Raw genomic sequence first — 26,772 nt, 5'->3', positions numbered from 1 at the left:
GGCCTCCCTCAGAATACGGTGCAGAGCACTTCGCCGCCGACGTTCTGGCTGCGCGCGTTCGCGTCCGACATCACCCCGCGGGAGGTCGAGACAATCGACACGCCCAGGCCCTGACGGACCGCGGGAATGTCATCGACGCCCAGGTAGACGCGGCGACCGGGTTTGGAGACCCGCTTCATCTCGCGAATGACGGGGGCGCCGTCGAAATACTTGAGCCCGATCTCGAGGGCCGGGTGGCCGTCGGGGCCGGTGGTTTCCTCGTAGCCGCGGATGTAGCCCTCGGCCAAGAGCACGTCGAGAACGCGCGCGCGCATCTTGGAGGCCGGGGTCGTCACCGTGGACTTGCCGCGCATCTGGCTGTTGCGGATGCGGGCCAGCAGATCGCCGATAGGATCATTCATATCAAATCTCCCTTACCAGCTTGATTTCACGAGGCCGGGGGCCTGGCCGTTCGAGCCAAGCTCGCGCAGCGCGATCCGGCTGACCTTGAGCTTGCGGTAATACGCATGCGGACGGCCGGTGAGCTGGCAGCGGTTGTGCAGCCGGGTGGCGGAACTGTTGCGCGGCAGATCGGCGAGCTTCAGGGTCGCGCGAAAGCGCTCTTCCATCGGCTTGCTCTCGTCGTTGATGATCTCCTTGAGCGCGGCGCGTTTGGCTGCGTATTTCTCGACCATCTTCTGACGCTTCTTCTCGCGTTCGATCATTGCTTTCTTAGCCATAATTCTCTCTCCCGCTCAGCTGGTGAAGGGCATGTTGAAATGCTTCAACAGCGCCTTGGCTTCAGCGTCGGTTTTCGCCGTGGTGGCGATGATGATATCCATGCCCCACATTTCATCGATCTTGTCGAAATTGATCTCGGGGAAGATGATGTGCTCCTTGATGCCGAAAGCGTAGTTGCCCCGGCCGTCGAAGGATTTGCCCGACACCCCGCGGAAGTCGCGGATGCGCGGCATCGCCACGGTGATCAGCCGATCGAGAAAATCGTACATCCGGTCGCCGCGCAGCGTCACCTTTGCGCCCATCGGCATGTCCTCACGCACCCGGAACCCGGCGATCGAGTTCTTGGCGGTGGTGACGACAGCATGCTGGCCGGCGATCGTGGTCAGGTCCTCCTGCGCCGACTTGGCCTTCTTGGAGTCCTTCACGGCCTCCGCGCCGCAGCCGATGTTCAGCACGATCTTGTCGAGCCGCGGGATCTGCATGTCGTTCTTGTAGCCGAACTCTTCCTTCAGCTTGGCCTTGATCTCGTCGCGGAAGAGCGTCCGCAGGCGCGGAGTGTAGGTTGCGTTATCAAGCATCGATCACGTCCCCCGTGGTCTTGGCCACGCGCACCTTCTTGCCGTCCTCGATCTTGAAGCCGACGCGGGTGGGTTTGCCGTTCTTGTCGAGCAGCGCCAGGTTGCTGAGCTGGATCGGCATCGCCTTGGGGATGCGGCCGCCCTGGCTGGTCTGGCTCTGGCGGGTGGCGCGGATGGCCATGTTGATTCCGTCGACTACGGCCTTGCCGGCCTTGGGATCGACCGAGGAAATCGTGCCTTCCTTGCCCTTGTCCTTGCCCGCGAGCACGACGACCTTGTCGCCGGTTTTCAGTTTCGCAGCCATGTCACAGCACCTCCGGGGCGAGCGAGATGATTTTCATGAAGTTCTTGGCGCGCAGTTCGCGCACCACGGGGCCGAAGATCCGCGTGCCGATCGGTTCGCCCGCATTGTTCAGGATCACGGCGGCGTTGGAATCGAAGCGGATGGCGGTGCCGTCCTCGCGACGGATTTCCTTGGCGGTGCGCACGACGACGGCCTTGCGCACGTCGCCCTTCTTCACGCGGCCGCGGGGGATGGCCTCCTTCACCGATACGACGATGATGTCACCGACACTCGCATACCGACGATGGGACCCGCCCAGAACCTTGATGCACTGAACGCGGCGCGCGCCACTGTTGTCAGCAACATCCAGGTTTGTCTGCATCTGGATCATTTGGTTTCTCCCGACCTTCCGGGGGGCGATGCGGCCCTTGCCCCGGGGTTTCGATTAATCTGAGGCTGTCCGGGGGCGGTTAGGCCTCCAGCACCTCCCAGCGTTTCGTCTTGGACCGCGGCGCGCATTCGATGATGCGCACCTTGTCGCCCACCTTGTAGGTGTTGTTCTCGTCGTGGGCGCGGTATTTCTTGGATTTGCGGATCGTCTTTTGCAGCACCGGGTGCTTGAAGCGGCGCTCCACGGAGACGGAAATGGTCTGGGCGTTGGCGTCGCTGGTCACGGTGCCGGTGAGGATACGTCTGGGCATTCTGTCGGCTCCTTATTCGGCAGACGCCGCTGCGGCGGCCTTTTCGTTGAGGACGGTCAGCACGCGGGCCGCGTTGCGGCGCGCGATGCGCATCCGCGCGGGGTTCTCCAGCTGGCCGGTGGCCGCCTGGAAGCGCAGGTTGAATTGCTCTTTCTTCAGATTGACCAGTTCCTCGCGGAGCTGGTCCGGCGTCTTGTCACGCAGTTCGTTGGCATCCATTGCCCGGGTCCTTTCAACATCACCGGAAGGCCCCTCTTGCGCGCATCAGCGAATCGCATCGGGTCACCCTGATTCCAGTGGAGTGGATGATGAGCGTGCGCAATAGCGCCCCTGCCCCGGCAACGCAACCCCCCAGAGCAAGAAAGACGGGCGGTTTCGCGCTCGCCTTGCCCGCCGGGTTGCGCTATCACGCGGGGCATGGCAGATATCAGATCGCTTTTCGTCACCCGTCTCTACCGCGCGCCGCTTGCCGATGGCGGGGGGCGCATCGACGCGGACGAACTCGCCGCGTCCTGCCTCTCGATCGCCGAGGACGACGAGGCCGGCCAGGACTGGTGCGAGGAGAACGGCTATCCCGGCTACACCTCCTATGCTTCGCTCACCGATCTGCCGTGGCGTTTCCCGATCTTCACCGAGGTGGTGCGCGCGCTTGACGCGCATGTCGCCGCATTCGCGCGCGACCTCGCCTTCGATCTCGAGGACAAGCCGCTCGCGTTGCAGGACATCTGGATCAACATCCTGCCCGAAGGCGGCATGCACGCCTCGCACATCCACCCCCATTCCGTGATCTCGGGGACGACATACGTGGCCATGCCCCAGGGCGCGTCGGCGCTGAAGCTCGAAGACCCCCGCTCGGCCCGCATGATGGCCGCGCCCGCACGCCTGAAGGACGCCCCCGAGGGGTTGCGCCAGTTCATCTATGTGACGCCCGAGGTCGGCGACGTCCTGCTCTGGGAATCGTGGCTGCGCCACGAGGTGCCGATGAACATGAGCGAGGACGACCGCGTGTCGGTGTCGTTCAACTACGGCTGGGGATAGCCGGATCGCGCACTGGATCCCGGGTTGGGCAGATCAAGGGCGTAGGGCCAAATGCGAAACCCCCGCCGATTTCTCGGGCGGGGGTTCCAGAACCTCTACCGGAGTGCGGCCGCAATTGACTGCGTCAATCACTTACCCGCACCCGCCATTTGCCTGAGGCGAATGACGTTACCAGTCCTCGCGTTCGACCACGCGGGTCTTGATCGGCAGTTTCATCGCCGCGAGGCGCAGGGCCTCGTGCGCCACGTCCTCGGAGACGCCGTCGATCTCGAACATCACGCGGCCCGGCTTGACCTTGCAGGCCCAGAAATCGACCGAGCCCTTGCCCTTGCCCATCCGCACTTCGACCGGCTTGGACGTCACGGGCACGTCGGGGAAGATCCGGATCCACACCCGGCCCTGACGTTTCATGTGACGCGTCATGGCGCGGCGGGCGGCCTCGATCTGGCGCGCGGTCACGCGCTCGGGCTCGACCGCCTTCAGGCCGTAATGGCCGAAGTTCAGGTCGGAACCGCCCTTGGCCTCGCCCTTGATGCGGCCCTTGAACTGCTTGCGGAATTTGGTGCGCTTCGGTTGCAGCATGTTCTGTCCTCCCTAGCGGCGGCCACCAGCGCCGCGAGGCGCCGGACCGTCCTGAAGTTCCTGGGCCTTGCGGTCGCGGGCGGAGGGATCATGCTCCATGATCTCGCCCTTGAAGATCCAGGTCTTGATGCCGATGATCCCGTAGGCGGTTTCGGCCTCGACATGCGCGTAATCGATATCCGCGCGCAGGGTGTGCAGCGGCACGCGACCCTCGCGATACCACTCGGTCCGGGCGATCTCGGCGCCGCCGAGGCGGCCCGCGACGTTGACCCGGATGCCGAGCGCGCCCATGCGCATGGCGTTCTGCACCGCCCGCTTCATCGCGCGACGGAAGCTGACCCGGCGTTCGAGCTGCTGGGCGATGCTCTCGCCCACGAGCGCGGCGTCGAGCTCGGGCTTGCGGACCTCGACCACGTTCAAGTGCAGCTCGCTGTCGGTCATGTTGGCGAGCTTCTTGCGCAGTTCCTCGATATCGGCGCCCTTCTTGCCGATGATCACGCCGGGACGCGCGGTATGGACCGTCACGCGGCATTTCTTGTGCGGGCGCTCGATCACGACGCGGCTGACGCCGGCCTGCTTGCACTCGGACTTGATGAACTCGCGCATGGCGACGTCCTCGAGCAGCAGGTTGCCGTAATCCTTCGTATCTGCGTACCAACGGCTGTCCCAGGTGCGGTTGACCTGAAGGCGCATGCCGATCGGATTGACTTTGTTACCCATCAGGCTTGCTCCTCGACTTGGCGGACCTTGATCGTGATTTCCGAGAACGGCTTGCGCAGCGCGCCGAACCGGCCGCGCGCACGCGGACGACCGCGCTTCATCACGAGGTTCTTGCCGACCCAGGCCTCGGCGACGACGAGTTCGTCAACGTCGAGGTTGTGATTGTTCTCGGCGTTGGCGATGGCCGATTGCAGGCACTTGCGCACGTCCTCCGAGATCCGCTTCTTGGAGAAGGCGAGATCGTTCAGCGCGGTCTCGACCTTCTTGCCGCGGATGAGCTGCGCCAGCAGGTTGAGTTTTTGCGGGCTGGTGCGAAGCATGCGCAGTTTCGCCATTGCTTCGTTGTCGGCCACGCGGCGGGGGTTCTTTTCCTTGCCCATGACTTACTTCCGCTTCGCTTTCTTGTCGGCGGCATGACCGTAATAGGTCCGGGTCGGCGAATACTCACCGAACTTCTGACCGATCATGTCTTCGCTGACGTTGACAGGGATATGCTTCTTGCCGTTGTAGACGCCGAACGTGAGACCCACGAACTGCGGCAGGATCGTCGAGCGGCGCGACCATATCTTGATGACTTCGTTGCGCCCCGATTCGCGCGACGCTTCTGCCTTTTTCAGGACGTAAGCATCGACGAAGGGGCCTTTCCAGACGGAACGTGCCATGTGTTAACGGCCCTTCTTCTTGGCGTGACGCGAGCGGATGATGAGCTTCTGCGACGCCTTGTTCGTGTTGCGGGTGCGCGCGCCCTTGGTGGGCTTGCCCCAGGGCGTGACCGGGTGACGGCCGCCGCTGGTGCGCCCTTCGCCGCCGCCATGCGGGTGGTCGATCGGGTTCATCACCACGCCGCGCACGCTCGGGCGCTTGCCCAGGTGGCGCATCCGGCCGGCCTTGCCGAAGTTCTGGTTGCTGTTGTCGGGGTTGGAGACCGCGCCGACCGTCGCCTTGCATTCCTGACGCACGAGGCGCAGTTCGCCCGAGGAGAGCCGGATCTGCGCATAGCCGCCGTCACGGCCGACGAATTGCGCGTAGGCGCCCGCCGCGCGGGCGATCTGGCCGCCCTTGCCGGGCTTCAGTTCGATGTTGTGGACGATCGTGCCGATCGGCATCCCGGAGAAGGGCATGCAGTTGCCCGGCTTGATGTCGACTTTCGCGCCGGCGACGATCTCGTCCCCGATGGCGAGCCGCTGGGGCGCGAGGATGTAGGATTGCTCACCGTCCCGATAGCGGATCAGCGCGATGAACGCGGTCCGGTTGGGATCGTATTCGATGCGCTCGACCGTGGCGGGCACGTCGAACCTGTTGCGTTTGAAATCGACGATCCGGTAGAGGCGTTTCGCCCCGCCGCCGCGACGGCGCGATGTGATGCGTCCGGTGTTGTTCCGGCCGCCCGACTTGGTCAAACCCTCGGTGAGGGCCTTGACGGGGCGTCCCTTGTACAGCTCCGAACGGTCGATCAGCACCAGCCCGCGCTGGCCCGGCGTCGTCGGCTTATACGACTTGAGTGCCATGCTTTCTGTCTTCCGTTTAGCAGTGCGAAACCTGACGGCCCCGCTATGTAGGGTGGGCTTCGGACCCACCATGGTCATGGGCCCCCTCAGGCGCCCGGCTATCCCGCTCTTGCGAACGAAAACGAAGCCCCGGACGAATCCGGGGCCGCGTCGATGGGTCCGTGTAGTTGAGACCGCCGGAAGGGTCAAGCACCTGTCGGCGGGCAGACGGTTTCATGACTTGCCCCCCAATAGGCGAGTGTTTAAACGTCACCGAACGCGCCAGGCCCCTTAGCTCAACTGGATAGAGCAGTCGACTTCTAATCGACAGGTTGAGGGTTCGAGTCCTTCAGGGGTCGCGTATCGTGTGCAATCGTGAAAGGGGCGCAAGAGTACGCCAAGGCGCCACTTTACTTGCGCGCCCCGGTGACGGCAGTTCGCGGATGCAGGTTCAGGTAAAGCGGTTGTCGCGAGGGAAGCCGCGCGGCGCCATGCGGCCCGCGCCGGCGCGCTTGCCCTGCCATTCGGCAAGGGCGGTCTCGGTCCGGGTGCGACCCGCCGGGTCGCGCCAACTCAGCCCGTTGGCGATGGCGAAGGTCGTCGCGTCGCTCAGGCCGCCATCCTTGTACTTTTGCAATCTCACGCCCTTGCCTCTGCCCATTTCGGGCAGTTCGGACAAAGGGAAGATCAACACCTTGCGGTTTTCGCCCACAACGGCCACGTGGTCGCCCGTCACCGGGCGACAGACCTTCGCGCGGGTATCGCCGCGCAGGTTAAGCACCTGCCGGCCGGTCCGTGTCTGGGCGATCGCGTCATCCTCGGGGATCACGAAGCCGTCGCCCGCGCTGGACGCGACCAGCAGCTTGCGGCCCGGAACATGGATGAAGAGATCGACGATCCCGGCCTCGTTCGGGATATCGACCATCAGGCGCAGCGGCTCGCCCATGCCGCGCCCGCCGGGCAGGTTTGCGGCGGGCAGCGTGTAAAAGCGCCCGTTCTCGGCGAAGACCAGCAGGCGGTCCGTGGTCTCGGCGTGGAACATGAAGCGCGGGCCGTCGCCGTCCTTGAACTTCAACTCACGGTCAAGGTCGATATGGCCGTTCATCGCGCGGATCCAGCCCATCTTCGAGCAGACCACGGTGATCGGCTCGCGCTCGATCATCGCCTCGATCGGCACCTCCTCGACCGCGTCGGCCGTGGCGAACCCAGTGCGGCGCGCGCCGTGCTCATATTCCTTGCCGAAGGTCTTTTTCACCTCGCGCAGCTGGTCGGCGACGGCCTTCCACTGGAGCGCGGGCGTCTCAAGCAGGTCCTCGAGTCCGGCGCGTTCCTCCATCAGCGCGCCCTGCTCCTTCAACAGCTCGATCTCCTCGAGCCGGCGCAGGCTGCGCAGGCGCATGTTGAGGATCGCCTCGGCCTGCACGTCGCTCAGCCCGTCCTCGCCGCCGGGCGGGGGCGAAACATAGTCGGCCTCGGACATGGCGCGGGTGAAGTCCCGGCCCCAATCCTCGCGCATCAGCGCCGCCTTGGGTTCATCGTCGTAGCGGATGATGTCGATCACCCGGTCGAGGTTGAGGAACGCGACGATCAGCCCTTCGAGCACCTCGAGCCGGTGGTCGATCTTCTCCATCCGATGCACGGAGCGGCGCACCAGCACCTCCTGGCGGAAGTCGAGGAAGGCGCGCAGCACCTCCTTGAGCGAGCAGACCTTCGGCGTCACCCCGTCGATCAGCACGTTCATGTTGAGCGAGAACCGGACCTCGAGATCCGAGTTGCGGAACATCATGCCCATGAGCAGGTCGGCATCCACGTTCTTCGAGCGCGGCTCGAGGATCAGGCGGATATCGTCGGCGCTTTCGTCGCGCACATCGGCGAGGATCGGGATCTTGCGGGCCTGAATAAGTTCGGCGATCTTCTCGATCAGCTTGGATTTCTGCACCTGGTAGGGGATTTCCGTGACCACGATCTGCCACTGGCCGCGGCCCAGTTCCTCGATCTCCCATCGCGCGCGCAGGCGGAAGCTGCCGCGCCCGGTGCGGTAGGCGGTGGCGATGTTCTCGGGCGGCTCCACGATGACGCCGCCGGTGGGAAAATCCGGTCCCTTGACGTAATTAAGCAGCGTATCGTCGCGGCATTCTGGCGTGTCGATGACGTGCAGGCAGGCGTCCACCAGTTCCGTGATGTTGTGCGGCGGGATGTTGGTCGCCATGCCCACCGCGATCCCGCTTGAGCCATTGGCAAGCAGGTTCGGGAAGGACGCCGGAAGCACCACGGGTTCGCGCAGCGTGCCGTCATAGTTGTCGCGGAAGTCGACCGCGTTCTCGGCCAGTCCGTCGAGCAGCGCCTCGGCCACCGCGGTCATGCGCGCCTCGGTGTAGCGGCTGGCCGCGGGATTGTCGCCGTCGATGTTGCCGAAATTCCCCTGCCCGTCCACCAGCGGGTAGCGCACGGCGAAATCCTGCGCCAGCCGCGCCATCGCGTCATAGATCGCGGCGTCCCCGTGCGGGTGGTAGTTGCCCATCACGTCGCCCGAGATCTTGGCCGACTTTCGGAAGCCGCCCGTGGAACTTAGCCGCAGCTCGCGCATTGCATAGAGGATGCGGCGGTGCACGGGCTTCAGCCCGTCCCGCGCATCCGGCAGCGCCCGGTGCATGATCGTGCTGAGCGCATATGTCAGATACCGCTCGCCGATGGCGCGGCGCAGCGGCTCGGCCACTTCGGACGGGTCGCCGTCAGCGGGCATTCCGGGATCGTCGACAAGATCGTTCATGGGGTGCTGATACAATCGGCGGGCATGCGGGTAAAGCACGGGCGGAAGGGTTATGTCGTTTTTCCCGTGTTGCGTCCTCGAATCGTGTATCCTGACAGTGCTGCCGAATTTCTGATCGATCCTTTGGGGGGATACGCATGTGGCGCCTAATACTCGTGACCTTCGCCTTCCTGGCGCTGGCCTTCTATGAACTGAGCGGCGGGGCCGACTACGCCCCGCGCGAGGGATCGTTGCAGGTCGCGATGCGGGATAAACCCCTGTTCGCACCGCCCAAGCCGGTCAAGTGGAGGGAGGAGCCTACCCGCGTCGCCACAGTTGACCCCGATCTCGTGCCGAACCTGAAGCGTGAGAAACGCGCCGCGCTCGAGGCCGTCCGCCAGGAGCGCGAGACGCGCAAGCGCGAGCGCTACGTCCGCGCGGTGGCGGTGCGGGACGCCAGCCGCGTGGAGGCGGTGCTGGCCTCTGTCACTCCGGGCGAATCGGGAGAAGGGACGGTCGCGCGCGCGGCCTTCACGCCCGAGGAGCTGCACCAGATGGGCATGTCGGGCGCCGGCAATTTCTCGGCCACGTCGCTGATCCGAAATGCGGATGTCGCGAACCAGGGCGGCTCCCGCGCCGACGACGCCGACGCGCTGTTCAACGCCGCGCTGGAAACTCCACGGCCCGACGCCACCGAAACGCAGGCTGAAGGAGGCGCCGATCTGCGCATCGTGAGCGGCGACCTCGTCAACATGCGCGGCGGCCCCGGCACCGATTTCGCCCGCGTCACGCAACTGTCCGAAGGCACGCAGGTCGAGGTGCTCGACCGCGACGAAAGCGGCTGGCTGCGCCTGCGGGTCGTCGGCACCGGGCAGGTTGGCTGGATGGCCGATTGGCTGGTCACGGCGGCGGCCTACTAAACCGTTGCGCTGCGCGCCGGCGCACGGCATAGCGGGCGGATGAACGGGAAATCCATACTTATCACCGGCTGTTCCTCTGGCATCGGCCATGACGCCGCGCACGGGCTGCGCGCGCGAGGCTGGCGCGTGTTCGCCGCCTGCCGCAAGCGGGTAGATTGCGACCGCCTGCGCGCCGAAGGGTTCGACAGCCCGCTGATCGACTACGAAGACGAGACCACGCTTGAAACCGGCCTGGCCGAGGTGCTGGAGGCCACGGGCGGGCGGCTCGACGCGCTCTTCAACAACGGCGCCTATGCCTGCCCCGGGCTGGTCGAGGATGTTCCCGCGGAAGCCCTGCGCGCGATCTTTCAGGCCAACGTGTTCGGCTGGCACGCGCTGACGCGGCAGGTGATCCCGGTGATGCGCGCGCAGGGCCATGGGCGGTCGTGCAATGCTCCTCCATCCTCGGCTTCATCACCCTGCCTTGGCGCGGCGCCTATAATGCGACGAAATTCGCGCTCGAGGGGCTGAGCGACACCATGCGGATCGAGCTGCGCGGCAGCGGCATCCACGTGTCGCTGATCCAGCCTGGGCCGGTCACGTCGCAAATACGACGCAACTCCATCCCGCATTTCGAACGCTGGATCGACTGGGAGAACTCCGCCCGCGCCGAGGATTACCGCGCCAGGTTGCAACGGCGCCTCTACCGCGCGAACGGTCCCGACCGGTTCGAGCTGCCGCCGTCGGCGGTCACCCGCAAGCTGATCCACGCCATCGAATCGCCCCGCCCCCGCGCCCGTTACCACGTCACCACGCCCACCCATGTCATGGGCGCGCTCAAGCGCGTCCTGCCGACCCGCGCGCTCGACTGGGTGCTGGCGCGCGCCTGAGGAGCGCATGATATTTGCGGTTCGCTTTCGCCGCCATGCGCTTTAAATGGGCAGGGACAGAGTCAACCGGGGGCGCCAATGCTGAACGATCCGCTTTTCCTCATCGCCGCCGCCGCCTGCCTCACGGTCGCGGTGATCCTCGGCCTCGGCATCAGCACCTTCGGCAAGGGCGGCGCAGAGTCCGGGAAACGCGCCAACAAATACATGCGCTGGCGAATCATCGCGCAGTTCATCGCGGTCGTGCTGATCGTGGCGTTCGTCTATATCCGCAGTCAGATGGGGGGCTGAATGGTTGTCCTGAACAAGATCTACACGCGCTCGGGCGATGGAGGCGACACCGCGCTCGGCAACGGAGAGCGCGTCGCCAAGCATTCCCTGCGCGTCGACGCCTATGGCAGCGTGGATGAGACCAACGCGACCGTCGGTCTTGCCCGGCTGCACGCGCAGGGTGACGTGGGCGACGCGCTGGCGCGCATCCAGAACGATCTGTTCGACCTGGGCGCCGATCTCTGCCGCCCGGACATGGCCAGAGACGCCGAGGCCGAATACGCGCCACTGCGCATGGCGGACGCGCAGGTGGATCGGCTCGAGGCCGAAATCGACGCGATGAACGAAACACTTGCGCCGCTGCGCAGCTTCATCCTGCCGGGCGGCTCCGCGCTCGCCGCGCACCTGCACCTGTGTCGCACCGTGTCGCGCCGGGCCGAGCGGTTGGCGGTCGAACTCGCCACCGAAGAGGACGTGAACGCCGCCGCGCTCAAGTATCTCAACCGGCTGAGCGATTGGTTCTTCGTCGCCGCGCGCATCGCAAATGACGATGGCCGCTCGGACATTCTGTGGATTCCAGGCGCGAATCGCTGACTTTCCGCAGGCGGCGTGGTGATTTTCTGAAAACGCGACATCCTGAGCGATTCATATGACGATTTTCCTCTGTTTTCCGCCCGCATGACGCGATATGACCCCGCGGGAGAGCTGGGAAAAGGGGGGCCACCCGGCGCCCCGTCAATCTGAGGGAGACCATGCCAATGAAGGTGCTCGTGCCTGTCAAACGCGTGATCGACTACAACGTGAAAGTCCGCGTCAAGGCGGACGGCAGCGGCGTCGATCTCGCCAACGTGAAGATGTCGATGAACCCGTTCGACGAAATCGCCGTCGAAGAGGCGATTCGCCTCAAGGAGGCCGGCAAGGCCGACGAGGTGATCGCGGTCTCAATCGGCGTCAAGCAGAGCCAGGAAACGCTGCGCACGGCGCTGGCGATGGGCGCGGACCGCGCGATTCTCGTCGTCGCCGCCGACGACGTGCATACCGACATCGAACCGTTGGCCGTGGCCAAGATCCTCAAGGCGGTCGTCGACGAGGAGAAGCCGGGTATCGTGCTCGCCGGGAAACAGGCGATCGACAACGACATGAACGCGACCGGCCAGATGCTCGCCGCGCTGCTGGGCTGGAGCCAGGGCACCTTCGCCAGCAGCCTCGACATCGAAGGCGATCACGCGCTGGTCACCCGCGAGGTCGATGGCGGATTGCAGACCATCAAGGTCAAGATGCCCGCCATCGTCACCGTCGACCTGCGCCTGAACGAGCCGCGCTACGCGTCGCTTCCGAACATCATGAAGGCCAAGAAGAAGCCGCTGGAAGAAAAAACGGCGGAGGATTACGGCGTCGACGTGACGCCGCGGCTGGAAATCACCGGAACGGCCGAACCCGAGGCGCGCGCCGCCGGGATCATCGTGGGCTCGGTCGACGAGCTTGTTGAGAAACTCAAGGAAGCGGGGGCTGTTTGATGGCTGTTCTTCTTCTCGCAGAAGTCACCGATGGTGAATTGGCAATGGACGCCACGGCCAAGACGGTCGCCGCCGCGTCGAAACTGGGGGACGTGACCGTGCTCTGTGCGGGCGGGTCCGCCGCCGCGGCAGGCGAAGAGGCCGCCAAGATTGACGGCGTCGCCAAGGTCCTGGTGGCCGAGGATGCGTCATTGGGGCACCGCATGGCCGAATCGACCGCCGAGCTGATCGTCAGCCTCGCGGGTGATTACGACCACATCGTCGCCCCCGCCACCACGGACGCGAAAAACGTCATGCCCCGCGTCGCGGCGCTGCTGGACGTGATGGTGATCTCGGACGCCTCGGGCGTGGTCGATGCCGACACGTTCGAACGCCCGATCTATGCCGGCAACGCGATCCAGACGATCAAATCCTCGGACGCCAAGAAGGTCGTCACCTTCCGCACCTCGACCTTCGACGCCGCCGGGACCGGCGGCGCGGCCTCGGTCGAGACGGTGGACGTGCCCGCCGACCCCGGCCTGTCCGAATGGGTCGAGGACAAGGTCGCCGAAAGCGACCGCCCCGAGCTCACCTCGGCCGGCGTGGTCGTCTCGGGCGGTCGCGGCGTCGGTTCCGAGGAGGATTTCGCGCTGATCGAGAAGCTCGCCGACAAGCTCGGCGCCGCCGTCGGCGCCTCGCGCGCGGCGGTCGATTCGGGCTATGCGCCGAACGACTGGCAGGTCGGGCAGACCGGCAAGGTCGTGGCTCCCGATCTCTATGTCGCGGTCGGCATCTCGGGGGCGATCCAGCACCTCGCGGGGATGAAGGATTCGAAGATCATCGTCGCCATCAACAAGGACGAGGAGGCGCCGATCTTCCAGGTGGCCGATTACGGCCTCGTCGCCGACCTGTTCGACGCCGTGCCGGAACTGACCGAGAAGCTCTGAGCGCGTGGTGGGGCGAAACCCCGCCCTGCGACGCGTTACGCGAAGGCCCGCCCCAACCGGCGGGCCTTCTTCGTTTTCAGTCCGCGTCCATCAACCGCGAGACAAGCGGAGCAAGCGCCGCCGCCGCCTCCCGGTGGGCCGCCGGGCCGAGGGTTTCGGCGGCGGCGGTGGCCTCGAACTCGGAAAAGATCATGCCTTGCGTGCCCTGTTCCTGCGCCGCGGCGCTCGCCGTCGCCTCCACGATGGCCCTCACCGAAGGGCGGAGCGCGTCGAGCATCGGGCGCGTGACGAAGGCCGGATCCTGCGACAGGTAGGGCCCGTCCGCCACCGCGCCGGGATCATGCGCGGACATCCAGAGCACCACCACGGGCGCGTCGATCCTGTGGATCAGCAGCCTCATCCGCGCCACCCAAGCGGTCTGCAACTCCCCTTGGACGAGCGCGAAGCGCTCTTCGCAGACCGCGCGCAATCGGTGCAGCATGTGCCGCGTGAAATGGAATTCGGTGAAATCAACCTCGGGGAAAATGTCGCGCAGTTTCGTGGACGGCGCGATGAAGCGGTCGTTGCGGCGCGGATGCACGCTGTAGAAACGGTTCGCCATGTTCTGCGCGGGCAGCGCCTGGATCACGGCCATCTGCGCGCGCGCGGCGATCCGCATCACTTCGGGGTCGTGCAGGAACACGTCGACGCCCGCGTTGGTCCAGCCGAGGTTCACGCACTCCGCCCCGGTGCGCGCGGCGATCAGCGCCGGAAACGGCTCTGCAATGAATTTACCGTATGTCTCGGTTCCGCCAAGAAAGGCGGCGTAGCGTCCGTCCAGTCGCGCGCGCGGCCCGCGAAAGAGAAGTTTCGACGCGCCGTAGCGGCACGGCATGTAATCGAGGGAAAGAGTCCCCAGTTTTTCATAAGCCATTATACCCACCGTTATTCACCCGGAACCGAGAATCACACGGAGGCGTTGAGAAATGGCTAAAGGGCGCATTCGATGCGATGTTTAGGGGTCCCCGCCCCTTGCGGCGCCCCGTGGCGGACGCCTAAAGTCAGCGCGGAAGAAACATGCGAGGCGCGGAAATGAATATTGAGGCGATCGGCGTCGTGGGCGCGGGCCAGATGGGCAACGGGATTGCGCATGTGATGGCGCTGGCGGGTTATGAGGTGCTGTTGACCGATGTCAGCCAGCAGGCGCTCGACGACGCGATGGAGGTGATGCGGCGCAACATGGAGCGCCAGGTCAGCCGCGACAAGATCGCCCAGGCCGACATGGACGACGCGCTGGCGCGGATCGGCACCACGCTCACGCTCACCGATCTCGGACGCACCGACCTGATCATCGAGGCCGCGACCGAGCGCGAGACGGTGAAGCAGGCGATCTTCGAGGACCTGATGCCCGCGCTCAAGCCCGAGACGATCCTGACCTCCAACACGTCGTCGATCTCCATCACCCGGCTGGCGAGCCGCACCGACCGGCCCGAGCGGTTCATGGGCTTCCACTTCATGAACCCGGTGCCGGTGATGCAGCTCGTTGAGCTGATCCGCGGCATCGCCACCGACAGGGCCACCTACGACGCCTGCCTCGGCGTGGTCGAGCGCCTCGGCAAGACGGCCGCCTCGGCCGAGGACTTCCCCGGCTTCATCGTCAACCGCATCCTGATGCCGATGATCAACGAGGCGGTCTATACGCTCTATGAAGGCGTGGGCAACGTGAAGTCCATCGACCAGTCGATGAAACTCGGGGCGAACCACCCGATGGGGCCGCTGGAACTGGCGGATTTCATCGGGCTCGACACCTGTCTTGCGATCATGAACGTGCTGCATGACGGGCTGGCGGACACGAAATACCGGCCCTGTCCGCTTCTGACGAAATATGTCGAGGCTGGCTGGCTTGGCCGCAAGACGGGCCGGGGCTTTTACGATTACCGGGGCGAGACGCCGACGCCGACGCGGTAGCGGGGCATGCGCGGCGCGCATGACGGGATTGTCCCGGCGGGGCTGGCATTCACGGCGCGAGGGCGTAGATAGGCGCCAAGCGAACAGAGAAAGCACCGCAAGGATAATCCACCATGGCTTACAGCACGACCAAATCACCGAGGTCGTTCAACCTCATGCGCATGATCCACGCCGCGCTGGCGACGATCGGCCACGCGATGATGCGCCCCGGCGACGCAAGGGCCGAGGCCGCGCGCCGTCAGATCAACCACCTGCAATCGCTGAGCGACGCCGATCTGGCCGCCCGCGGCATCCGCCGCGAGGACATCCAGATGCGCGTCTTCTCGGGGCATTTCTACGGCTGAACGCCGGACGCGCCGCCAGCGGCTGGATCTGGGTAATTTACCGGGAAAAGCCCGGCTCCGGGGACACCGGGCCGGGCTTTTGCCTTTGGTTCAGTCGGCCTCGTCCATGTCGAAGCCGAGATGGCGCGCGACGGTGAAGATGTCCTTGTCGCCGCGGCCGCACATGTTCATGCAGATCAGGTGATCCTTCGGCAGCTCCGGCGCGATCTTCATCACGTGGGCAAGCGCGTGGCAGGGTTCGAGCGCGGGGATGATCCCCTCCTGCGCACAGCAGAGCTGGAACGCCTCCAGCGCCTCCTTGTCGGTGATCGACACGTATTTTGCGCGGCCGATATCGTGCAGCCAGGAATGTTCGGGGCCGATGCCGGGATAATCGAGCCCGGCGGAGATCGAATAGCCCTCGAGGATCTGCCCGTCATCGTCCTGCAACAGATAGGTGCGGTTGCCGTGCAGAACGCCGGGGCGGCCGCCTGTCAATGACGCGCAATGCTCCATCTTCTCGTTCACGCCGCGGCCCCCCGCCTCGACCCCGATAATGTTCACGTCCTTGTCGTCGAGGAATGGGAAGAAGAGGCCCATCGCGTTCGATCCGCCGCCGATGGCGGCGACCAGCGTGTCGGGCAAACGGCCTTCCGCCTTCTGCATCTGCTCCTTGGCCTCGTTGCCGATGATCGCCTGGAAGTCGCGCACCATCGCTGGATATGGATGCGGGCCGGCGACGGTTCCGATGCAGTAGAAGGTATCGCGCACGTTCGTCACCCAGTCGCGCAGCGCGTCGTTCATCGCGTCCTTGAGCGTGCCGCGCCCGGAAGTCACCGGCACGACCTCGGCCCCCAGCAGGCGCATGCGGAAAACGTTGGGCTTCTGCCGCTCCACGTCATGCGCGCCCATGTAGACCACGCATTTCAGCCCGAACTTGGCGCAGACGGTCGCGGTGGCGACCCCGTGCTGACCCGCGCCCGTCTCGGCGATGATGCGATCCTTGCCCATCCGCCGCGCAAGGATGATCTGGCCCAGCACGTTGTTGATCTTGTGCGCGCCGGTGTGGTTGAGCTCGTCCCGCTTGAGGTAGATTTTCGCCCCGCCCAGATGATTGGTCAACCGCTCGGCGAAGTAGAGCGGGCTGGGGCGGCCGACGTAATGGGTCCAGAGGTCGTGCATCTCGGCCCAGAAGCTGTCGTCGGTCTTGGCGTGCTCGTATTGCTTTTCCAGCTCGAGGATGAGCGGCATCAGCGTCTCGGAAACGAACCGTCCGCCAAAATCGCCGAAGCGGCCCTTTTCGTCGGGGCCGGTCATGAAGCTGTTGAAGAGATCGGTCATCGCGTTCGCCCTGGCAATCGTGGTTTCCCGGTGAATATTGGACATACCGCCGCTTTGCCAGCCCAAAGCCGCGCCCGACCCCCATTTCGCGCGGCTCAGAGCCGCTCGACCGCGAACATCCGCACCAGCAGTTCCGGCTCCTTGAGCAGATAGGCGCGAAAGGCGCGGCTGCGTTCCGCCACGCGCCAGACGTCAGCCTCTTCCAGCGCGGCGATAACCGCCGGAAACCCCTGTTCCTCGTGCGTGGCCTCGACCACGTTGAAGACGCCGATCCCGCCGGGCCGAAGCGCCCGCGCAAGGTGCTCGAGGCTCTGCGGCGGAGCGTGGCCCGGCCCGAAGGCGCCGATGCAGGTGAAGCCCGCGAAGGCCGCATCGTCAAAGGGCAGGCCCGCGCCCATGTCGGCCCGTTGAAACCCGGCATAGGCGCCGGTTCGCGCGGCGATCTCCATCATGTCATCGGACAGGTCCGAGCCGGTGATCGGCCCATAGCCCATCAGCGCCAGCGACTGCCCGACAAGGCCGGTGCCGCAGCCTGCGTCAAGCAGCGGCCCCTCGGTCCGTCCCATGTGCCGCGCGAAGAACCCGGCGGCGACGATCGGCAGCCAGAAACCCTTGGCCAGGTTCTCCGCGTCGTAGGAGCCGGACCAGTCATCGTAGAGCTTGCGCGCCGCCTCGGGCGAGGTCGCGCCATAGACGGCGTCGAGGTCTTCGGTCTTCTGGGTCATGCGGGGCATCTGAGCAAAGACACGGGCGCAATGTCAACGCTTGCGAGGCCGGCAGGCGCCGCGCCCGGGTCAGGCCCCCCGGGCCGCCCCTGCGAACTCCTGCATGAGCGCCGCATCCTTGACGCCCGGCGCGCTCTCGATTCCCGAGGCGACGTCGAGCTGGCGCGCCCCGGTGGCGCGGATCGCCTCGGCCACGTTTGCGGGCGTAAGCCCCCCGGCGAGCATCCAGGGCACCGACCAGCGGCGGCCAGCGATCAGCCCCCAGTCGAAGGCGGTGGCGTTGCCGCCGGGACGGTCCGCGCCCTTGGGCGGCTTCGCGTCGACCAGCAGTTGATCGGCAACCAGCGCGTAGGCGTCGATCAGCGCAAGGTCGGCTGTGTCCGAGATGCCGATCACCTTCATCACGGGCAGGCCGTAGCGCGCCTTGATCGCCGCCACCCGTTCGGGGCTTTCGGAACCGTGCAGTTGCAGCATGTCAAGCGGCACGACAGCGGTCAGCGCGTCGAGCGCGGCATCGTCGGCGTCCACCGTCAGCGACACCTTGGCGACCCCTTCGGGCGTCTCGAGCGCAAGCGCGCGGGCGATCTCGGGCGCTATGTAGCGGGGCGAGCGCGCGAAGAAGTTGAACCCGACATAGCCCGCGCCGGCGCGGACCGCGTCGGCAATGTCGTTCGGGCGGGTGAGCCCGCACATCTTGATCCGGATATCCTCGGGCATGGAGACGCTCAGCTGGCCTCTTCGAGGATGGCGAGCACCTCGTCCTTGCCCTTGTGCTTTTCGCCGCGCAGGCGTTTGACCTCGGCGCGCAGGCGCTGGATCTCGCGGGCCTGTTTCGCGGCGGCTGCGCGTTCGCCGGCCTCGCGGATCCATTCCCAGATGAACCCCAGGACCAGCCCCGCCAGCACCCCGCCGAACATCACCACGAACAGCGGCACCTCATAGGCCGGCGTCATCGCCGCCAGGCGCGCGATCTCGCCGGGGAGAACCTCGACCGTCACGAACTCGCGATTGGCGAGCGCGATGAGGATCAGCGCCACGGCGAAGATGGCGATGCAGGCATAGCGAATGTAACGCATGAGTTATTTCCCGTTCAGCCGATCCCGGAGCAGCTTGCCGGTCTTGAAGAATGGCACGTGCTTCTCCTCGACGTAAACCGATTCGCCGGTGCGCGGGTTCCGCCCGGTGCGCGCATCCCGTTTCTTGACCGAGAACGCCCCGAAGCCGCGAAGCTCCACCCGGTTGCCGTTCGCCATCGCATCCGTGATCTCGTTAAAGATGGTGTTCACGATCCGCTCGACATCACGCTGATAGAGGTGTGGATTCTCGTCGGCAATCTTCTGGATGAGTTCGGATCGGATCATCGAACAAGTCCCCCCGGTCGTTTCCGTTATTGGTGCAGGCAGCACAGGGGCGACTATAGATACAATCTTGCAAAACGAAAATGGAAAGCCGGCAACCAAATGTCGTTTTCGGCCCATATTCGCCGCCAGCGACACTCAGCGGGGGCGAATCCTTGCGCCCGAGACGCAGGATACGGCGCCCGCGCGCGCCGCGCCGCCATGCCGCCAGCGATGATTCGGAGTGTCTTGCGACATGGCGCTCAGGGCTGCATCACCACCAGCGCGCGCCGCAGCAGGTTGACCCCCGCGACCAGCAGCACGAGCAAAGTGGCGCGCCGGAAAACCGCCTGGTCGATGCGATCCTGGATGCGGAATCCCAGCCAGATCCCGATGAGAGCGGGCGGAACCAACGCCAGCGACAGCGGCAGCGTCTCGACGCGCAGCACCCCCGATCCGACATGCGCAAAAAGGAACGTGAGCGCCCCCAGCCCGTAGATCACCCCCTGGATGCGGACCTGGTCGCGTTTTTCCGTGCCCTGCGCCGTCAGCATCGCCACCGTGGGCGGCCCCAGCACGCCGGTCACCCCGCCCATCGCTCCGGTCAGCGCGCCGATCGCGGTCATCGTGCGCGCCCCCGGATCGGGCGGCAGGCGCAGCGCGCGGCCCGCCAGCGTCGCCCCGGCATAGAGCGTGACCGGCAGGCCGATCAGCAGGTAGAGAACGTCGGACGGCAGCATCGGAACAAGCTGCGCCGTGGCGACCAGCGCGACGCCGCCGCTGACCAGGAATATCCAGAACCGGCGGATCGTCTCCCAAGCGGCCCTCGGCCCCTGCCGCAAGGCCTGCATGAGGTTGGCGAGCACCGTCGGGATCATCATCGCCGCCAGCGCCAGTTCAGGCGGCATGACCGAGCTCAGCCCCGAGATCATCACCATCGGCAGGGCAAAGCCCACCACCCCCTTGATCACCCCGGCAAGCAGCGTGACGCAGACGGCGAAACCCCAGAGCAGGGCGGAATCGGGTGCGGTCATGATCTCCATGCCCCAGCCCTAGCAGCTACCTGCGGGCGGCACCGCAGGAATCGTGCGCAACAATAGAACGGGATTGCCGCGTCACGGGTTAAATTGTTGTGCTGCACCTGCAAAGTGGGTAGGACGAACCGCAGGTTTGAAAGGACGTGATCAATGGCACATGACGGACAGGACCCGATGACCCCCGACTCCCCGCTTCTGGACGATCTCACCGCGTTGACGGCGGCGGCGCTGCCGGCCGCGGAGGGCGTGCTCGAGGCGGCCAGGGCCAGCGTGCGCGACATGGTCAGCGACGGAGACCGGGTGTCCGGCGCGGCTATCGAGGCGCACCAGGACGCGGCGCACGGGCTTGCCTGGCTTGCCACCTATGTCGAATCGCTGCGTCAGATGCAGGCCTGGTCCGGACGCCTCCAGGCGGACGGAACCTTCGGCGAGGTCGAGGCGCTGATCCACCAGATCGCGTTCGGCGAATACCTCGCGCAGATCGCGGGCGGCATCCCGATGAACCAGGGCGAATTCGTCCGCCCCGCCGATCTCGGGCTTGGCGCCGACGCGCTCGATGGGCTGCAAACGGGCGCGGCGGCGACGCTTATCGCGCGCGGCAACAGCCAGGCCGCGCGCACCCGGCTCGTCGTGCTCATGCAGGAACGCGCGGCCGAGGTCACGGTCGGGCGCACCGGTCTTGACGAAGAGCTCGAGATGATCCGCGCCCAGTTCCACCGCTACGCCGCCGAGAAGGTCGAACCCTACGCCCATGACTGGCACCTTCGCGATGAGCTGATCCCGATGGAGATCATCAACGAACTGGCCGAAATGGGCGTCTTCGGCCTCACCATCCCCCAAGAATACGGCGGGCTGGGTCTCTCCAAGGCGTCCATGGCTGTGGTCTCGGAGGAGTTGAGTCGCGGCTATATCGGCGTCGGCTCCCTTGGCACGCGGAGCGAGATCGCCGCCGAACTCATCCTCTGCGGCGGCACGCCCGAGCAGAAGGCGCATTGGCTGCCCCGCATCGCCAGCGCCGAGATCCTTCCCACCGCGGTCTTTACCGAGCCCAACACCGGCTCGGACCTCGGCGCCCTGCGCACCCGCGCGGTGAAGGACGGCGACGACTACCGCGTCACCGGCAACAAGACCTGGATCACCCACGCCGCGCGCACCCACGTCATGACGCTGCTGGCGCGCACCGATCCTGACAGCACGGACCACCGCGGCCTGTCGATGTTCCTCGCCGAGAAGACGCCGGGCACGGATGACGCGCCCTTCCCGACCGAGGGCATGTCGGGCGGCGAGATCGAGGTGCTCGGCTATCGCGGGATGAAGGAATACGAGCTTGCCTTCGACAATTTCCACGTCAAGGGCGAGAACCTGCTGGGCGGCGAGGAAGGCCGCGGTTTCAAGCAGTTGATGGAGACGTTCGAGAGCGCGCGCATCCAGACCGCCGCCCGCGCCGTGGGCGTGGCGCAATGCGCGCTCGATGTCGGGATGCAATATGCGCAGGATCGCAGGCAGTTCGGCAAGCCGCTGATCGATTTCCCGCGCGTGTCGGGCAAGCTCGCCATGATGGCGGTCGAGATCATGATCGCGCGGCAGCTCACCTATTTCTCGGCCTGGGAAAAGGACGAGGGACGGCGCTGCGATCTCGAGGCGGGGATGGCCAAGCTGCTGGGGGCGCGGGTGGCGTGGGCTGCCGCCGACAACGCGCTACAGATCCACGGCGGCAACGGTTTCGCACTGGAATACAAGATCAGCCGCATCCTCTGCGACGCGCGCATCCTCAACATCTTTGAGGGCGCGGCGGAAATCCAGGCGCAGGTGATCGCGCGCAGGCTGCTCGATCGCCGGAACTGAACGCCGAGAAAAGTTTCCCGAATTTTCTCGCCAAGAGTCTTCGGTGAAGGCTTGTGGCCCGCGCCGGGGGTGTCCGGCGCGGGCCTTTGGATCAGGCGGCTTTCGCCTGCTTGCGTACCGCGGCGATCGAGTCCTCGAGGATATCGAGCCCCTCGGCGAATACCTCGTCCTGCACCGTGATCGGCGCCAGGAAACGGATGACGTTCCCGTAAACCCCGCAGGTCAGCAGGATCAGCCCCCGCTTCAGCGCCTCGGCGCGGATGGCGTTGGCCATGTCCGGGTTCGGCGCCTTGCCGTCGGCGGTGTTCAACTCGGCCGCGATCATGAAGCCGGGGCCGCGCACGTCGACCATCTCGGGCGTGTTCGCGCGGATCGATTCGAGCCGCTGTTTCAGCCGCGAGCCCAATTCGTTGGCGCGTGCGCAGAGGTCTTCCTCTTCGATCACGTCGAGCACGGCGTTGGCCGCCGCGATGCCCAGCGGGTTGCCGCCATAGGTGCCGCCCAGGCCGCCGGGGTGTGCCGCATCCATGAGCTCGGCCCGGCCGGTGAGCGCCGCCAGCGGCAGGCCGCCGGCCAGCCCCTTGGCCATCGTCGTGATGTCGGCGGCCACGCCGTAGCCCTCCATCGCGAAGAGGTTGCCGGTGCGCGCGAATCCTGTCTGCACCTCATCGGCGATCATGACGATCCCGTGGTCGTCGCAGAGCTTGCGCAGCTGGACCATCAGTTCCTTGGGCGCCGGGTAGAAGCCGCCCTCGCCCTGCACCGGCTCGATGATGATCGCGGCGACGCGATCGGGATCGAGATCGGTCTTGAACAGCTTGGTCAGCCCTTCCATCGCCTCATCGACGCTCGTGCCGTGCAGCTCCACCGGGAAGGGCACGTGATAGACGTCGGGCATCATCGCGCCGAAGCCCTTCTTGTAGGGGGCGACCTTGCCGGTCAGCGACATCCCCATGAAGGTGCGGCCGTGGAACGCGCCGCCGAACGCGATGATCGCCGGGCGGCCGGTGGCGATGCGCGCGACCTTGATCGCGTTTTCCACGGCCTCGGCGCCGGTCGTGACGAAGACGGTCTTCTTGTCGAAATCGCCCGGCACCTTCTCGTTCAGGCGCTCGCCGAGGCGAATGTAATTCTCATAGGGCAGCACCTGGTGGCAGGTGTGGGTAAAGCGCGCGGCCTGATCGGCGACTGCGGCCATCACCTTGGGGTGGCAGTGCCCGGTGTTCACCACCGCGATGCCGGCGGCGAAATCGATGTACCGGTTGCCCTCAACGTCCCAGACTTCGGAGTTCAGGGCCTTGTCGACATAGACCTGCGTCTGCATGCCCACGCCCTGGCTGATGGCAGCCTCGCGGCGCTTTGCGATGTCTGCGTTCAACATGTCGCGTCCTTTCAGATGCTCGGGCGGCCCCACGCCGCCCGCGTTTGCGATCCGCGGACATTAGGACGTTTCGCAAGGGGGCAAAAGGGCGATTATCGGGCTCTGCAATGGTCCACCGCGAAACGTCGCGACGACAATTTTCCCTTTGGTTCCTCGCACGCGTAGTTTAAGAAAATCCGAAATGAAGTTTCGGGAAATCTTAAATCATGCCGGACAGCACCCCCCTACCCCCCAACACCTTTGACGCCGAACCCATCCCCGAGGCCGCGCGCGCGGCGATCGACGCGCTGCTGTTATCGGGCGATTTGTTCCGCTACACCGCGCCGTCCGATTCGCCCGTGGCGCTGCTCGAGCGCGAGTTCGCCGCGATGCTCGGGAGCCGCTACGCGCTCGCGGTGTCGAGTTGCTCGGCCGCGCTATTCCTGTCACTGAAGGCGCTGGACCTGCCGCGCGGCGCAAAGGTGCTGATCCCGGCATTCACCTTCGCGGCGGTGCCTTCGGCCATCGTGCATGCCGACTGCGTGCCGGTGCTGTGCGAGGTCGGGGATAACTACCGCATCGACCTGGAGGATTTCGAGGCCCGGCTCGCCGGCGTTCAAGCGGTCATCATCAGCCACATGCGCGGGCATACCTCGGACATGGATGCGATCATGGCGCTGGCGGAGGCGCACGGCGTGCCGGTGATAGAGGATGCGGCGCATTCGCTGGGCACCCGCTGGCGCGGGCGCAACATCGGCACGCTGGGGCGCGTCGGGTGCTTCTCGTTCCAGTCCTACAAGCTGGTGAACGCGGGCGAAGGCGGGATCATGATCTCGGATGACGCGGAGCTCGTCGCGCGCGCCGTCATCATGTCAGGCGCCTACGAACACAACTGGGCCAAGCACATGGCCGGCGATGACCCGGCCCTCGCCGCCGCCTTCGCGCGCTGGCAGAACCGGCTGCCGCTCTACAACCTGCGGCTCGGCAACCTGGGCGCGGCGATTATCCGCGCGCAACTGCCCGAGGCGCCCCGCCGGGTGCGCGACGGGCGGGCGAATCATGACTACGTGGCGGCGCTTTTGAATGCGAGTCCCTGGCTGCGCGTGCCGCCCCCCCTCGACCCCGAGGAACGCGCGCCGGATTCGATCCAGTTCAACCTCGTGGGCTTGGACGAGGACGCGGCGCGCGCCTTTGTCGATGCGGCCGCGGGGCGGGGCGTCAAGGTGCAGGTCTTCGGGCTGTCGCAGGACAACGCGCGCGCCTTCTGGAACTGGCGGTTCCTGCCAGAGATTCCGGACCTGCCCAAGACCCGCGCCATGCTGATGACCGCCTGCGACGCCCGCCTGCCCGCCCGGCTGACGCGCGCGGAGCTGGACGCGATCGCCTCGGCCATCCTCGGCGCGGTGGCCGATGTCACCGGCCCGGCGGCGCGCTACGGCACCTGACCACTTGCGGCATGCCCCGGCGCGCGGCACAGTCGCGCCGAGGAGGGCGCGGCATGGCGGATTTCAGCAAGGGGGCTGCGTGGATTCGCGGTGACATCAAACCGATCGAAGAGGCGACGATCGGCGTGACCGACTGGGCGGTGACCCATTCGGACGCGACCTATGACGTGGTGCCAGTCTGGGAGGGGGCGTTCTTTCGCCTTGGCGATTACCTCGACCGGTTCGAAGCCTCGCTTGCGGCATGGCGGATGGAGATCGGCATGAACCGCGCCGACATCATGGAGGCGCTGCACGCGATGGTCGCGCGCTCGGACCTGCGAAACGCTTATGTCGCGATGGTCGCCGCGCGCGGCGTGCCCGCCATCCCCGACAGCCGCGACCCGCGCGACTGCGCCAATCATTTCTACGCCTGGTGCGTGCCATATATCCACGTCGTCACCCCCGAGATCGCGGCGAATGGCGCGCGGGTCTGGCTGGACGAGACGCACCGCCGCATTCCGCCCGAAAGCGTGGATCCGCGCGTCAAGAACTACCATTGGGGCGACTTCACCCAAGGGTTGTTCGCGGCGAAGGATGCGGGCTTCGACACGGTGCTGCTTCCCGACGGCGCGGGCAACGTGACCGAGGGGCCGGGCTTCAACGTCTTCGCGCTGACGGGCGAGCGCGTGGTGACGCCGGAGGCGGGCGTGCTGCACGGGATCACCCGGCGGAACGCGCTGGAAATGTGCGAGGAAGCGGGATTGCAGGTCGAGCGGCGCGCGCTGCCGCTGGCCGAACTGCTGGAGGCGGACGAGGTGTTCCTGTCCACCTCTGGCGGCGGGATCGTGCCGGTGGCGCAGATCGGGGAGCGGCGGTTTTCCAACGGCTCGGCGGGGCCGGTGGCGTCGCAGCTGCGCGCGCGGTATTTCGAACGGCTGGCGGAGCCGCGGTTCCGCACGGAAATCAATTACGGCGCCTGACCCGGTTGAGCGCCTGGCGGCGCGCTGATTGGTTGACCGGCGCCCCGTGGCAGGCGGAGCGAATCCCGGCGGTCCGTCGCAGTAATGAATGGGTATTTTCACGAGGTAAAGCGCGGGGCGGGTCAGAGAACCTTGACCGCGCCGGCGAGGAACGGGTGACGCTCGGTCACCGGGCTGACGATGCTGTCTTGCAGGATGGGCTTGAGCGTTTCGGCCACCTCAGCGGGCATGTCGCCGAGGATGCCCCGGCGCGCGGTCAGGCTGATGGTCCGGCTGAGCGGGGCGAAGGGCAGCGGCAGCACGTCGATCTGGTCGGCAAAGCGACGCGCGCGCATCAGCGCAAGCGGCGTGAGGATCGTCCAGCCGCTGCCCTGCCCGACAAGCGCGAGTATGGCGTGGTAGCTGTCAAGTTCGAACCGATGCGGCAGCGTCAGATTCTGGCCAGAGAGATGCGAGGAGATGAGCCGGCCCATGTAGTGCCGCTGGGTGTATTGCACCAGCGGCAGGCGGCGCAGTTGGCGCAGCACGTCTTTTCGGGGGTCGACCGCGCCACGGGGCGCGGCCACGACAAAGCCCTCGCGCATTAGGGGGTGCACCTCGGTCCAGTCGGCGCCGCCGCCGATCTCGGCCGCGACGATCACGTCGAGCGCGCGCGCGTCCAGCAGGTCGTGCAGCGTGTGGCTCGCGCCGGTTTCCAGCAGGAACTGGCAGCTTTTCAACCGATCCGCCATGTGGGTCAGCAGTTGCGGCGTCACGTCGGCCTCGAAATCCTCGATCATGCCGAGGCGGAAGCGGGTGAGCATCGACAGATCCGACATCGCCAGTTCGGCGCGCGCCTGCGCGGCCTCGTTCAGGATGGCCTGCGCGCGGCGGTGCATGATCTCGCCCGCGCGGGTGAGGCGCACGGGGCGCGCGTTACGGTCGAGCAATGTCGCGCCGACCGCGCTTTCGAGGTTGGTGAGTTGCTGGCTGACGGTGGAGGGGCTCGCCCCGAGCCGGCGGGCGGCCGCGGAGATCGAGCGTTCGTCGGCGGCGGCCATGAACACCTCAATCCCCCAGAGGGTGATGCGGCCCGGGCTCTCGACCATCGGCGCGC

General features: G+C 66.1%; 33 protein-coding genes, 1 tRNA gene and 1 pseudogene. 13 read left to right on the top strand and 22 right to left on the bottom strand.

What is annotated here, in order from left to right; translation table 11 throughout:
* Positions 1–8 precede the first annotated feature (8 nt).
* The 7 genes from rpsH to rpmC all read right to left on the bottom strand — a co-directional run bounded on the left by rpsH (position 9) and on the right by rpmC (position 2,501).
* Positions 9–401, bottom strand: coding sequence for a 30S ribosomal protein S8 (gene rpsH / locus D6850_RS02765; RefSeq protein WP_121163545.1), 393 nt, complete (start codon positions 399–401; stop codon positions 9–11).
* A 12-nt stretch (positions 402–413) separates the two neighbouring features.
* Positions 414–719 (bottom strand): 30S ribosomal protein S14, encoded by a 306-nt coding sequence (rpsN, locus tag D6850_RS02760; RefSeq protein ID WP_121163543.1) that lies wholly within the window; start codon positions 717–719, stop codon positions 414–416.
* Between the two features lie 15 nt (positions 720–734).
* Positions 735–1,298 (bottom strand): 50S ribosomal protein L5, encoded by a 564-nt coding sequence (gene rplE, locus D6850_RS02755; protein WP_121163541.1) that lies wholly within the window; start codon positions 1,296–1,298, stop codon positions 735–737.
* A complete protein-coding gene (gene rplX, locus D6850_RS02750; protein ID WP_121163539.1) occupies positions 1,291–1,602 on the bottom strand; it encodes a 50S ribosomal protein L24 in 312 nt (103 codons plus the stop codon). Before rplX ends, rplE begins: the two co-directional genes overlap by 8 nt.
* Before the next feature lies 1 nt (position 1,603).
* Positions 1,604–1,972: a 50S ribosomal protein L14 gene (gene rplN / locus D6850_RS02745; RefSeq protein ID WP_121163537.1), complete on the bottom strand. Its 369-nt coding sequence runs from the start codon at positions 1,970–1,972 to the stop codon at positions 1,604–1,606.
* Positions 1,973–2,051: 79 nt separating this feature from the next.
* Positions 2,052–2,282, bottom strand: a complete 231-nt coding sequence (gene rpsQ, locus D6850_RS02740; protein ID WP_121163535.1) for a 30S ribosomal protein S17 — start codon at positions 2,280–2,282, stop codon at positions 2,052–2,054.
* A gap of 12 nt (positions 2,283–2,294) precedes the next feature.
* Positions 2,295–2,501, bottom strand: coding sequence for a 50S ribosomal protein L29 (rpmC, locus tag D6850_RS02735; protein ID WP_121163533.1), 207 nt, complete (start codon positions 2,499–2,501; stop codon positions 2,295–2,297).
* A gap of 198 nt (positions 2,502–2,699) precedes the next feature.
* On the opposite strand from rpmC, the gene D6850_RS02730 reads away from it, so the two are divergent.
* On the top strand, positions 2,700–3,320 hold the full coding sequence (locus tag D6850_RS02730; RefSeq protein ID WP_121163531.1) for a TIGR02466 family protein: 621 nt from the start codon (positions 2,700–2,702) through the stop codon (positions 3,318–3,320).
* 168 nt (positions 3,321–3,488) lie between these two features.
* Here the strand turns inward: D6850_RS02730 and rplP are convergent, their stop codons facing one another.
* The 5 genes from rplP to rplB are packed head-to-tail and all read right to left on the bottom strand — an operon-like array spanning position 3,489 to position 6,130.
* Positions 3,489–3,902 carry a 50S ribosomal protein L16 gene (rplP, locus tag D6850_RS02725; protein ID WP_121163529.1) on the bottom strand — a complete coding sequence of 138 codons (414 nt, stop codon included), beginning with the start codon at positions 3,900–3,902 and terminating at the stop codon, positions 3,489–3,491.
* A gap of 12 nt (positions 3,903–3,914) precedes the next feature.
* The gene (rpsC, locus tag D6850_RS02720) at positions 3,915–4,622 is read right to left on the bottom strand and encodes a 30S ribosomal protein S3 (protein ID WP_121163527.1); all 708 of its coding nucleotides are present in this window, start codon (positions 4,620–4,622) and stop codon (positions 3,915–3,917) included.
* Positions 4,622–5,002: a 50S ribosomal protein L22 gene (gene rplV, locus D6850_RS02715; protein WP_121163526.1), complete on the bottom strand. Its 381-nt coding sequence runs from the start codon at positions 5,000–5,002 to the stop codon at positions 4,622–4,624. The genes rpsC and rplV overlap by 1 nt, the downstream gene beginning before the upstream one ends.
* A gap of 3 nt (positions 5,003–5,005) precedes the next feature.
* Positions 5,006–5,284 (bottom strand): 30S ribosomal protein S19, encoded by a 279-nt coding sequence (gene rpsS / locus D6850_RS02710; RefSeq protein WP_008236480.1) that lies wholly within the window; start codon positions 5,282–5,284, stop codon positions 5,006–5,008.
* A 3-nt stretch (positions 5,285–5,287) separates the two neighbouring features.
* Positions 5,288–6,130 (bottom strand): 50S ribosomal protein L2, encoded by an 843-nt coding sequence (gene rplB, locus D6850_RS02705; RefSeq protein WP_121163525.1) that lies wholly within the window; start codon positions 6,128–6,130, stop codon positions 5,288–5,290.
* A 264-nt stretch (positions 6,131–6,394) separates the two neighbouring features.
* Here rplB and D6850_RS02700 point away from each other — a divergent pair.
* Positions 6,395–6,468: transfer RNA gene (locus tag D6850_RS02700), tRNA-Arg, on the top strand.
* Positions 6,469–6,560: 92 nt separating this feature from the next.
* Here D6850_RS02700 and D6850_RS02695 read toward each other — a convergent pair.
* Positions 6,561–8,879 carry a DNA topoisomerase IV subunit A gene (locus D6850_RS02695; protein WP_121163523.1) on the bottom strand — a complete coding sequence of 773 codons (2,319 nt, stop codon included), beginning with the start codon at positions 8,877–8,879 and terminating at the stop codon, positions 6,561–6,563.
* A 137-nt stretch (positions 8,880–9,016) separates the two neighbouring features.
* Between D6850_RS02695 and D6850_RS19615 the strand changes: the two genes are divergently transcribed.
* From D6850_RS19615 to D6850_RS02665, 6 genes and pseudogenes are all read left to right on the top strand, one after another.
* Positions 9,017–9,778 (top strand): SH3 domain-containing protein, encoded by a 762-nt coding sequence (locus tag D6850_RS19615; protein WP_206019189.1) that lies wholly within the window; start codon positions 9,017–9,019, stop codon positions 9,776–9,778.
* Between the two features lie 39 nt (positions 9,779–9,817).
* Positions 9,818–10,647 (top strand): annotated as a pseudogene (locus D6850_RS02685) (SDR family NAD(P)-dependent oxidoreductase).
* A gap of 78 nt (positions 10,648–10,725) precedes the next feature.
* Entirely contained in the window at positions 10,726–10,935 is a 210-nt protein-coding gene (locus D6850_RS02680) for a twin transmembrane helix small protein (protein WP_121163521.1), read from the top strand.
* Positions 10,936–11,508 (top strand): cob(I)yrinic acid a,c-diamide adenosyltransferase, encoded by a 573-nt coding sequence (locus D6850_RS02675; RefSeq protein ID WP_121163519.1) that lies wholly within the window; start codon positions 10,936–10,938, stop codon positions 11,506–11,508.
* Positions 11,509–11,672: 164 nt separating this feature from the next.
* Entirely contained in the window at positions 11,673–12,431 is a 759-nt protein-coding gene (locus tag D6850_RS02670) for an electron transfer flavoprotein subunit beta/FixA family protein (protein ID WP_121163517.1), read from the top strand.
* Positions 12,431–13,357 carry an electron transfer flavoprotein subunit alpha/FixB family protein gene (locus tag D6850_RS02665; RefSeq protein WP_121163515.1) on the top strand — a complete coding sequence of 309 codons (927 nt, stop codon included), beginning with the start codon at positions 12,431–12,433 and terminating at the stop codon, positions 13,355–13,357. The genes D6850_RS02670 and D6850_RS02665 overlap by 1 nt, the downstream gene beginning before the upstream one ends.
* Positions 13,358–13,433: 76 nt before the next feature.
* Here the strand turns inward: D6850_RS02665 and D6850_RS02660 are convergent, their stop codons facing one another.
* Entirely contained in the window at positions 13,434–14,270 is an 837-nt protein-coding gene (locus tag D6850_RS02660; protein ID WP_121163513.1) for a DUF6473 family protein, read from the bottom strand.
* Between the two features lie 158 nt (positions 14,271–14,428).
* Between D6850_RS02660 and D6850_RS02655 the strand changes: the two genes are divergently transcribed.
* Both D6850_RS02655 and D6850_RS02650 read left to right on the top strand, forming a co-directional pair.
* Complete coding sequence (locus tag D6850_RS02655) at positions 14,429–15,304, top strand: 3-hydroxybutyryl-CoA dehydrogenase (RefSeq protein ID WP_121163511.1); 876 nt, start codon at positions 14,429–14,431, stop codon at positions 15,302–15,304.
* Between the two features lie 113 nt (positions 15,305–15,417).
* The gene (locus tag D6850_RS02650; RefSeq protein ID WP_245964075.1) at positions 15,418–15,648 is read left to right on the top strand and encodes a DUF1127 domain-containing protein; all 231 of its coding nucleotides are present in this window, start codon (positions 15,418–15,420) and stop codon (positions 15,646–15,648) included.
* 90 nt (positions 15,649–15,738) lie between these two features.
* Here the strand turns inward: D6850_RS02650 and trpB are convergent, their stop codons facing one another.
* From trpB to D6850_RS02620, 6 genes are all read right to left on the bottom strand, one after another.
* Positions 15,739–16,968: a tryptophan synthase subunit beta gene (gene trpB, locus D6850_RS02645; RefSeq protein ID WP_121163509.1), complete on the bottom strand. Its 1,230-nt coding sequence runs from the start codon at positions 16,966–16,968 to the stop codon at positions 15,739–15,741.
* Between the two features lie 95 nt (positions 16,969–17,063).
* Positions 17,064–17,693 (bottom strand): class I SAM-dependent DNA methyltransferase, encoded by a 630-nt coding sequence (locus tag D6850_RS02640; RefSeq protein ID WP_121165044.1) that lies wholly within the window; start codon positions 17,691–17,693, stop codon positions 17,064–17,066.
* Positions 17,694–17,762: 69 nt separating this feature from the next.
* Positions 17,763–18,410 (bottom strand): phosphoribosylanthranilate isomerase, encoded by a 648-nt coding sequence (locus tag D6850_RS02635; RefSeq protein WP_121163507.1) that lies wholly within the window; start codon positions 18,408–18,410, stop codon positions 17,763–17,765.
* An 8-nt stretch (positions 18,411–18,418) separates the two neighbouring features.
* A complete protein-coding gene (locus D6850_RS02630; RefSeq protein WP_121163505.1) occupies positions 18,419–18,769 on the bottom strand; it encodes a LapA family protein in 351 nt (116 codons plus the stop codon).
* Between the two features lie 3 nt (positions 18,770–18,772).
* On the bottom strand, positions 18,773–19,054 hold the full coding sequence (gene ihfB, locus D6850_RS02625; RefSeq protein WP_121163503.1) for an integration host factor subunit beta: 282 nt from the start codon (positions 19,052–19,054) through the stop codon (positions 18,773–18,775).
* A gap of 239 nt (positions 19,055–19,293) precedes the next feature.
* The gene (locus D6850_RS02620; protein WP_245964074.1) at positions 19,294–20,064 is read right to left on the bottom strand and encodes a sulfite exporter TauE/SafE family protein; all 771 of its coding nucleotides are present in this window, start codon (positions 20,062–20,064) and stop codon (positions 19,294–19,296) included.
* Between the two features lie 153 nt (positions 20,065–20,217).
* On the opposite strand from D6850_RS02620, the gene D6850_RS02615 reads away from it, so the two are divergent.
* Entirely contained in the window at positions 20,218–21,912 is a 1,695-nt protein-coding gene (locus D6850_RS02615) for an acyl-CoA dehydrogenase family protein (protein WP_121163501.1), read from the top strand.
* 91 nt (positions 21,913–22,003) lie between these two features.
* Here D6850_RS02615 and D6850_RS02610 read toward each other — a convergent pair whose 3' ends face one another.
* Complete coding sequence (locus D6850_RS02610) at positions 22,004–23,293, bottom strand: 4-aminobutyrate--2-oxoglutarate transaminase (protein WP_121163500.1); 1,290 nt, start codon at positions 23,291–23,293, stop codon at positions 22,004–22,006.
* A 206-nt stretch (positions 23,294–23,499) separates the two neighbouring features.
* On the opposite strand from D6850_RS02610, the gene D6850_RS02605 reads away from it, so the two are divergent.
* Both D6850_RS02605 and D6850_RS02600 read left to right on the top strand, forming a co-directional pair.
* A complete protein-coding gene (locus tag D6850_RS02605; protein ID WP_121163499.1) occupies positions 23,500–24,717 on the top strand; it encodes a DegT/DnrJ/EryC1/StrS family aminotransferase in 1,218 nt (405 codons plus the stop codon).
* Positions 24,718–24,770: 53 nt separating this feature from the next.
* Complete coding sequence (locus D6850_RS02600) at positions 24,771–25,676, top strand: aminotransferase class IV (protein ID WP_121163498.1); 906 nt, start codon at positions 24,771–24,773, stop codon at positions 25,674–25,676.
* 122 nt (positions 25,677–25,798) lie between these two features.
* Here D6850_RS02600 and D6850_RS02595 read toward each other — a convergent pair whose 3' ends face one another.
* The gene (locus D6850_RS02595; protein WP_121163497.1) at positions 25,799–26,764 is read right to left on the bottom strand and encodes a LysR family transcriptional regulator; all 966 of its coding nucleotides are present in this window, start codon (positions 26,762–26,764) and stop codon (positions 25,799–25,801) included.
* Between the last annotated feature and the right edge of the window lie 8 nt (positions 26,765–26,772).

Source organism: Roseovarius spongiae, from assembly GCF_003651245.1.
GTDB lineage: Bacteria > Pseudomonadota > Alphaproteobacteria > Rhodobacterales > Rhodobacteraceae > Roseovarius > Roseovarius spongiae.
This window is presented reverse-complemented; position numbering and strand designations above follow the sequence as displayed.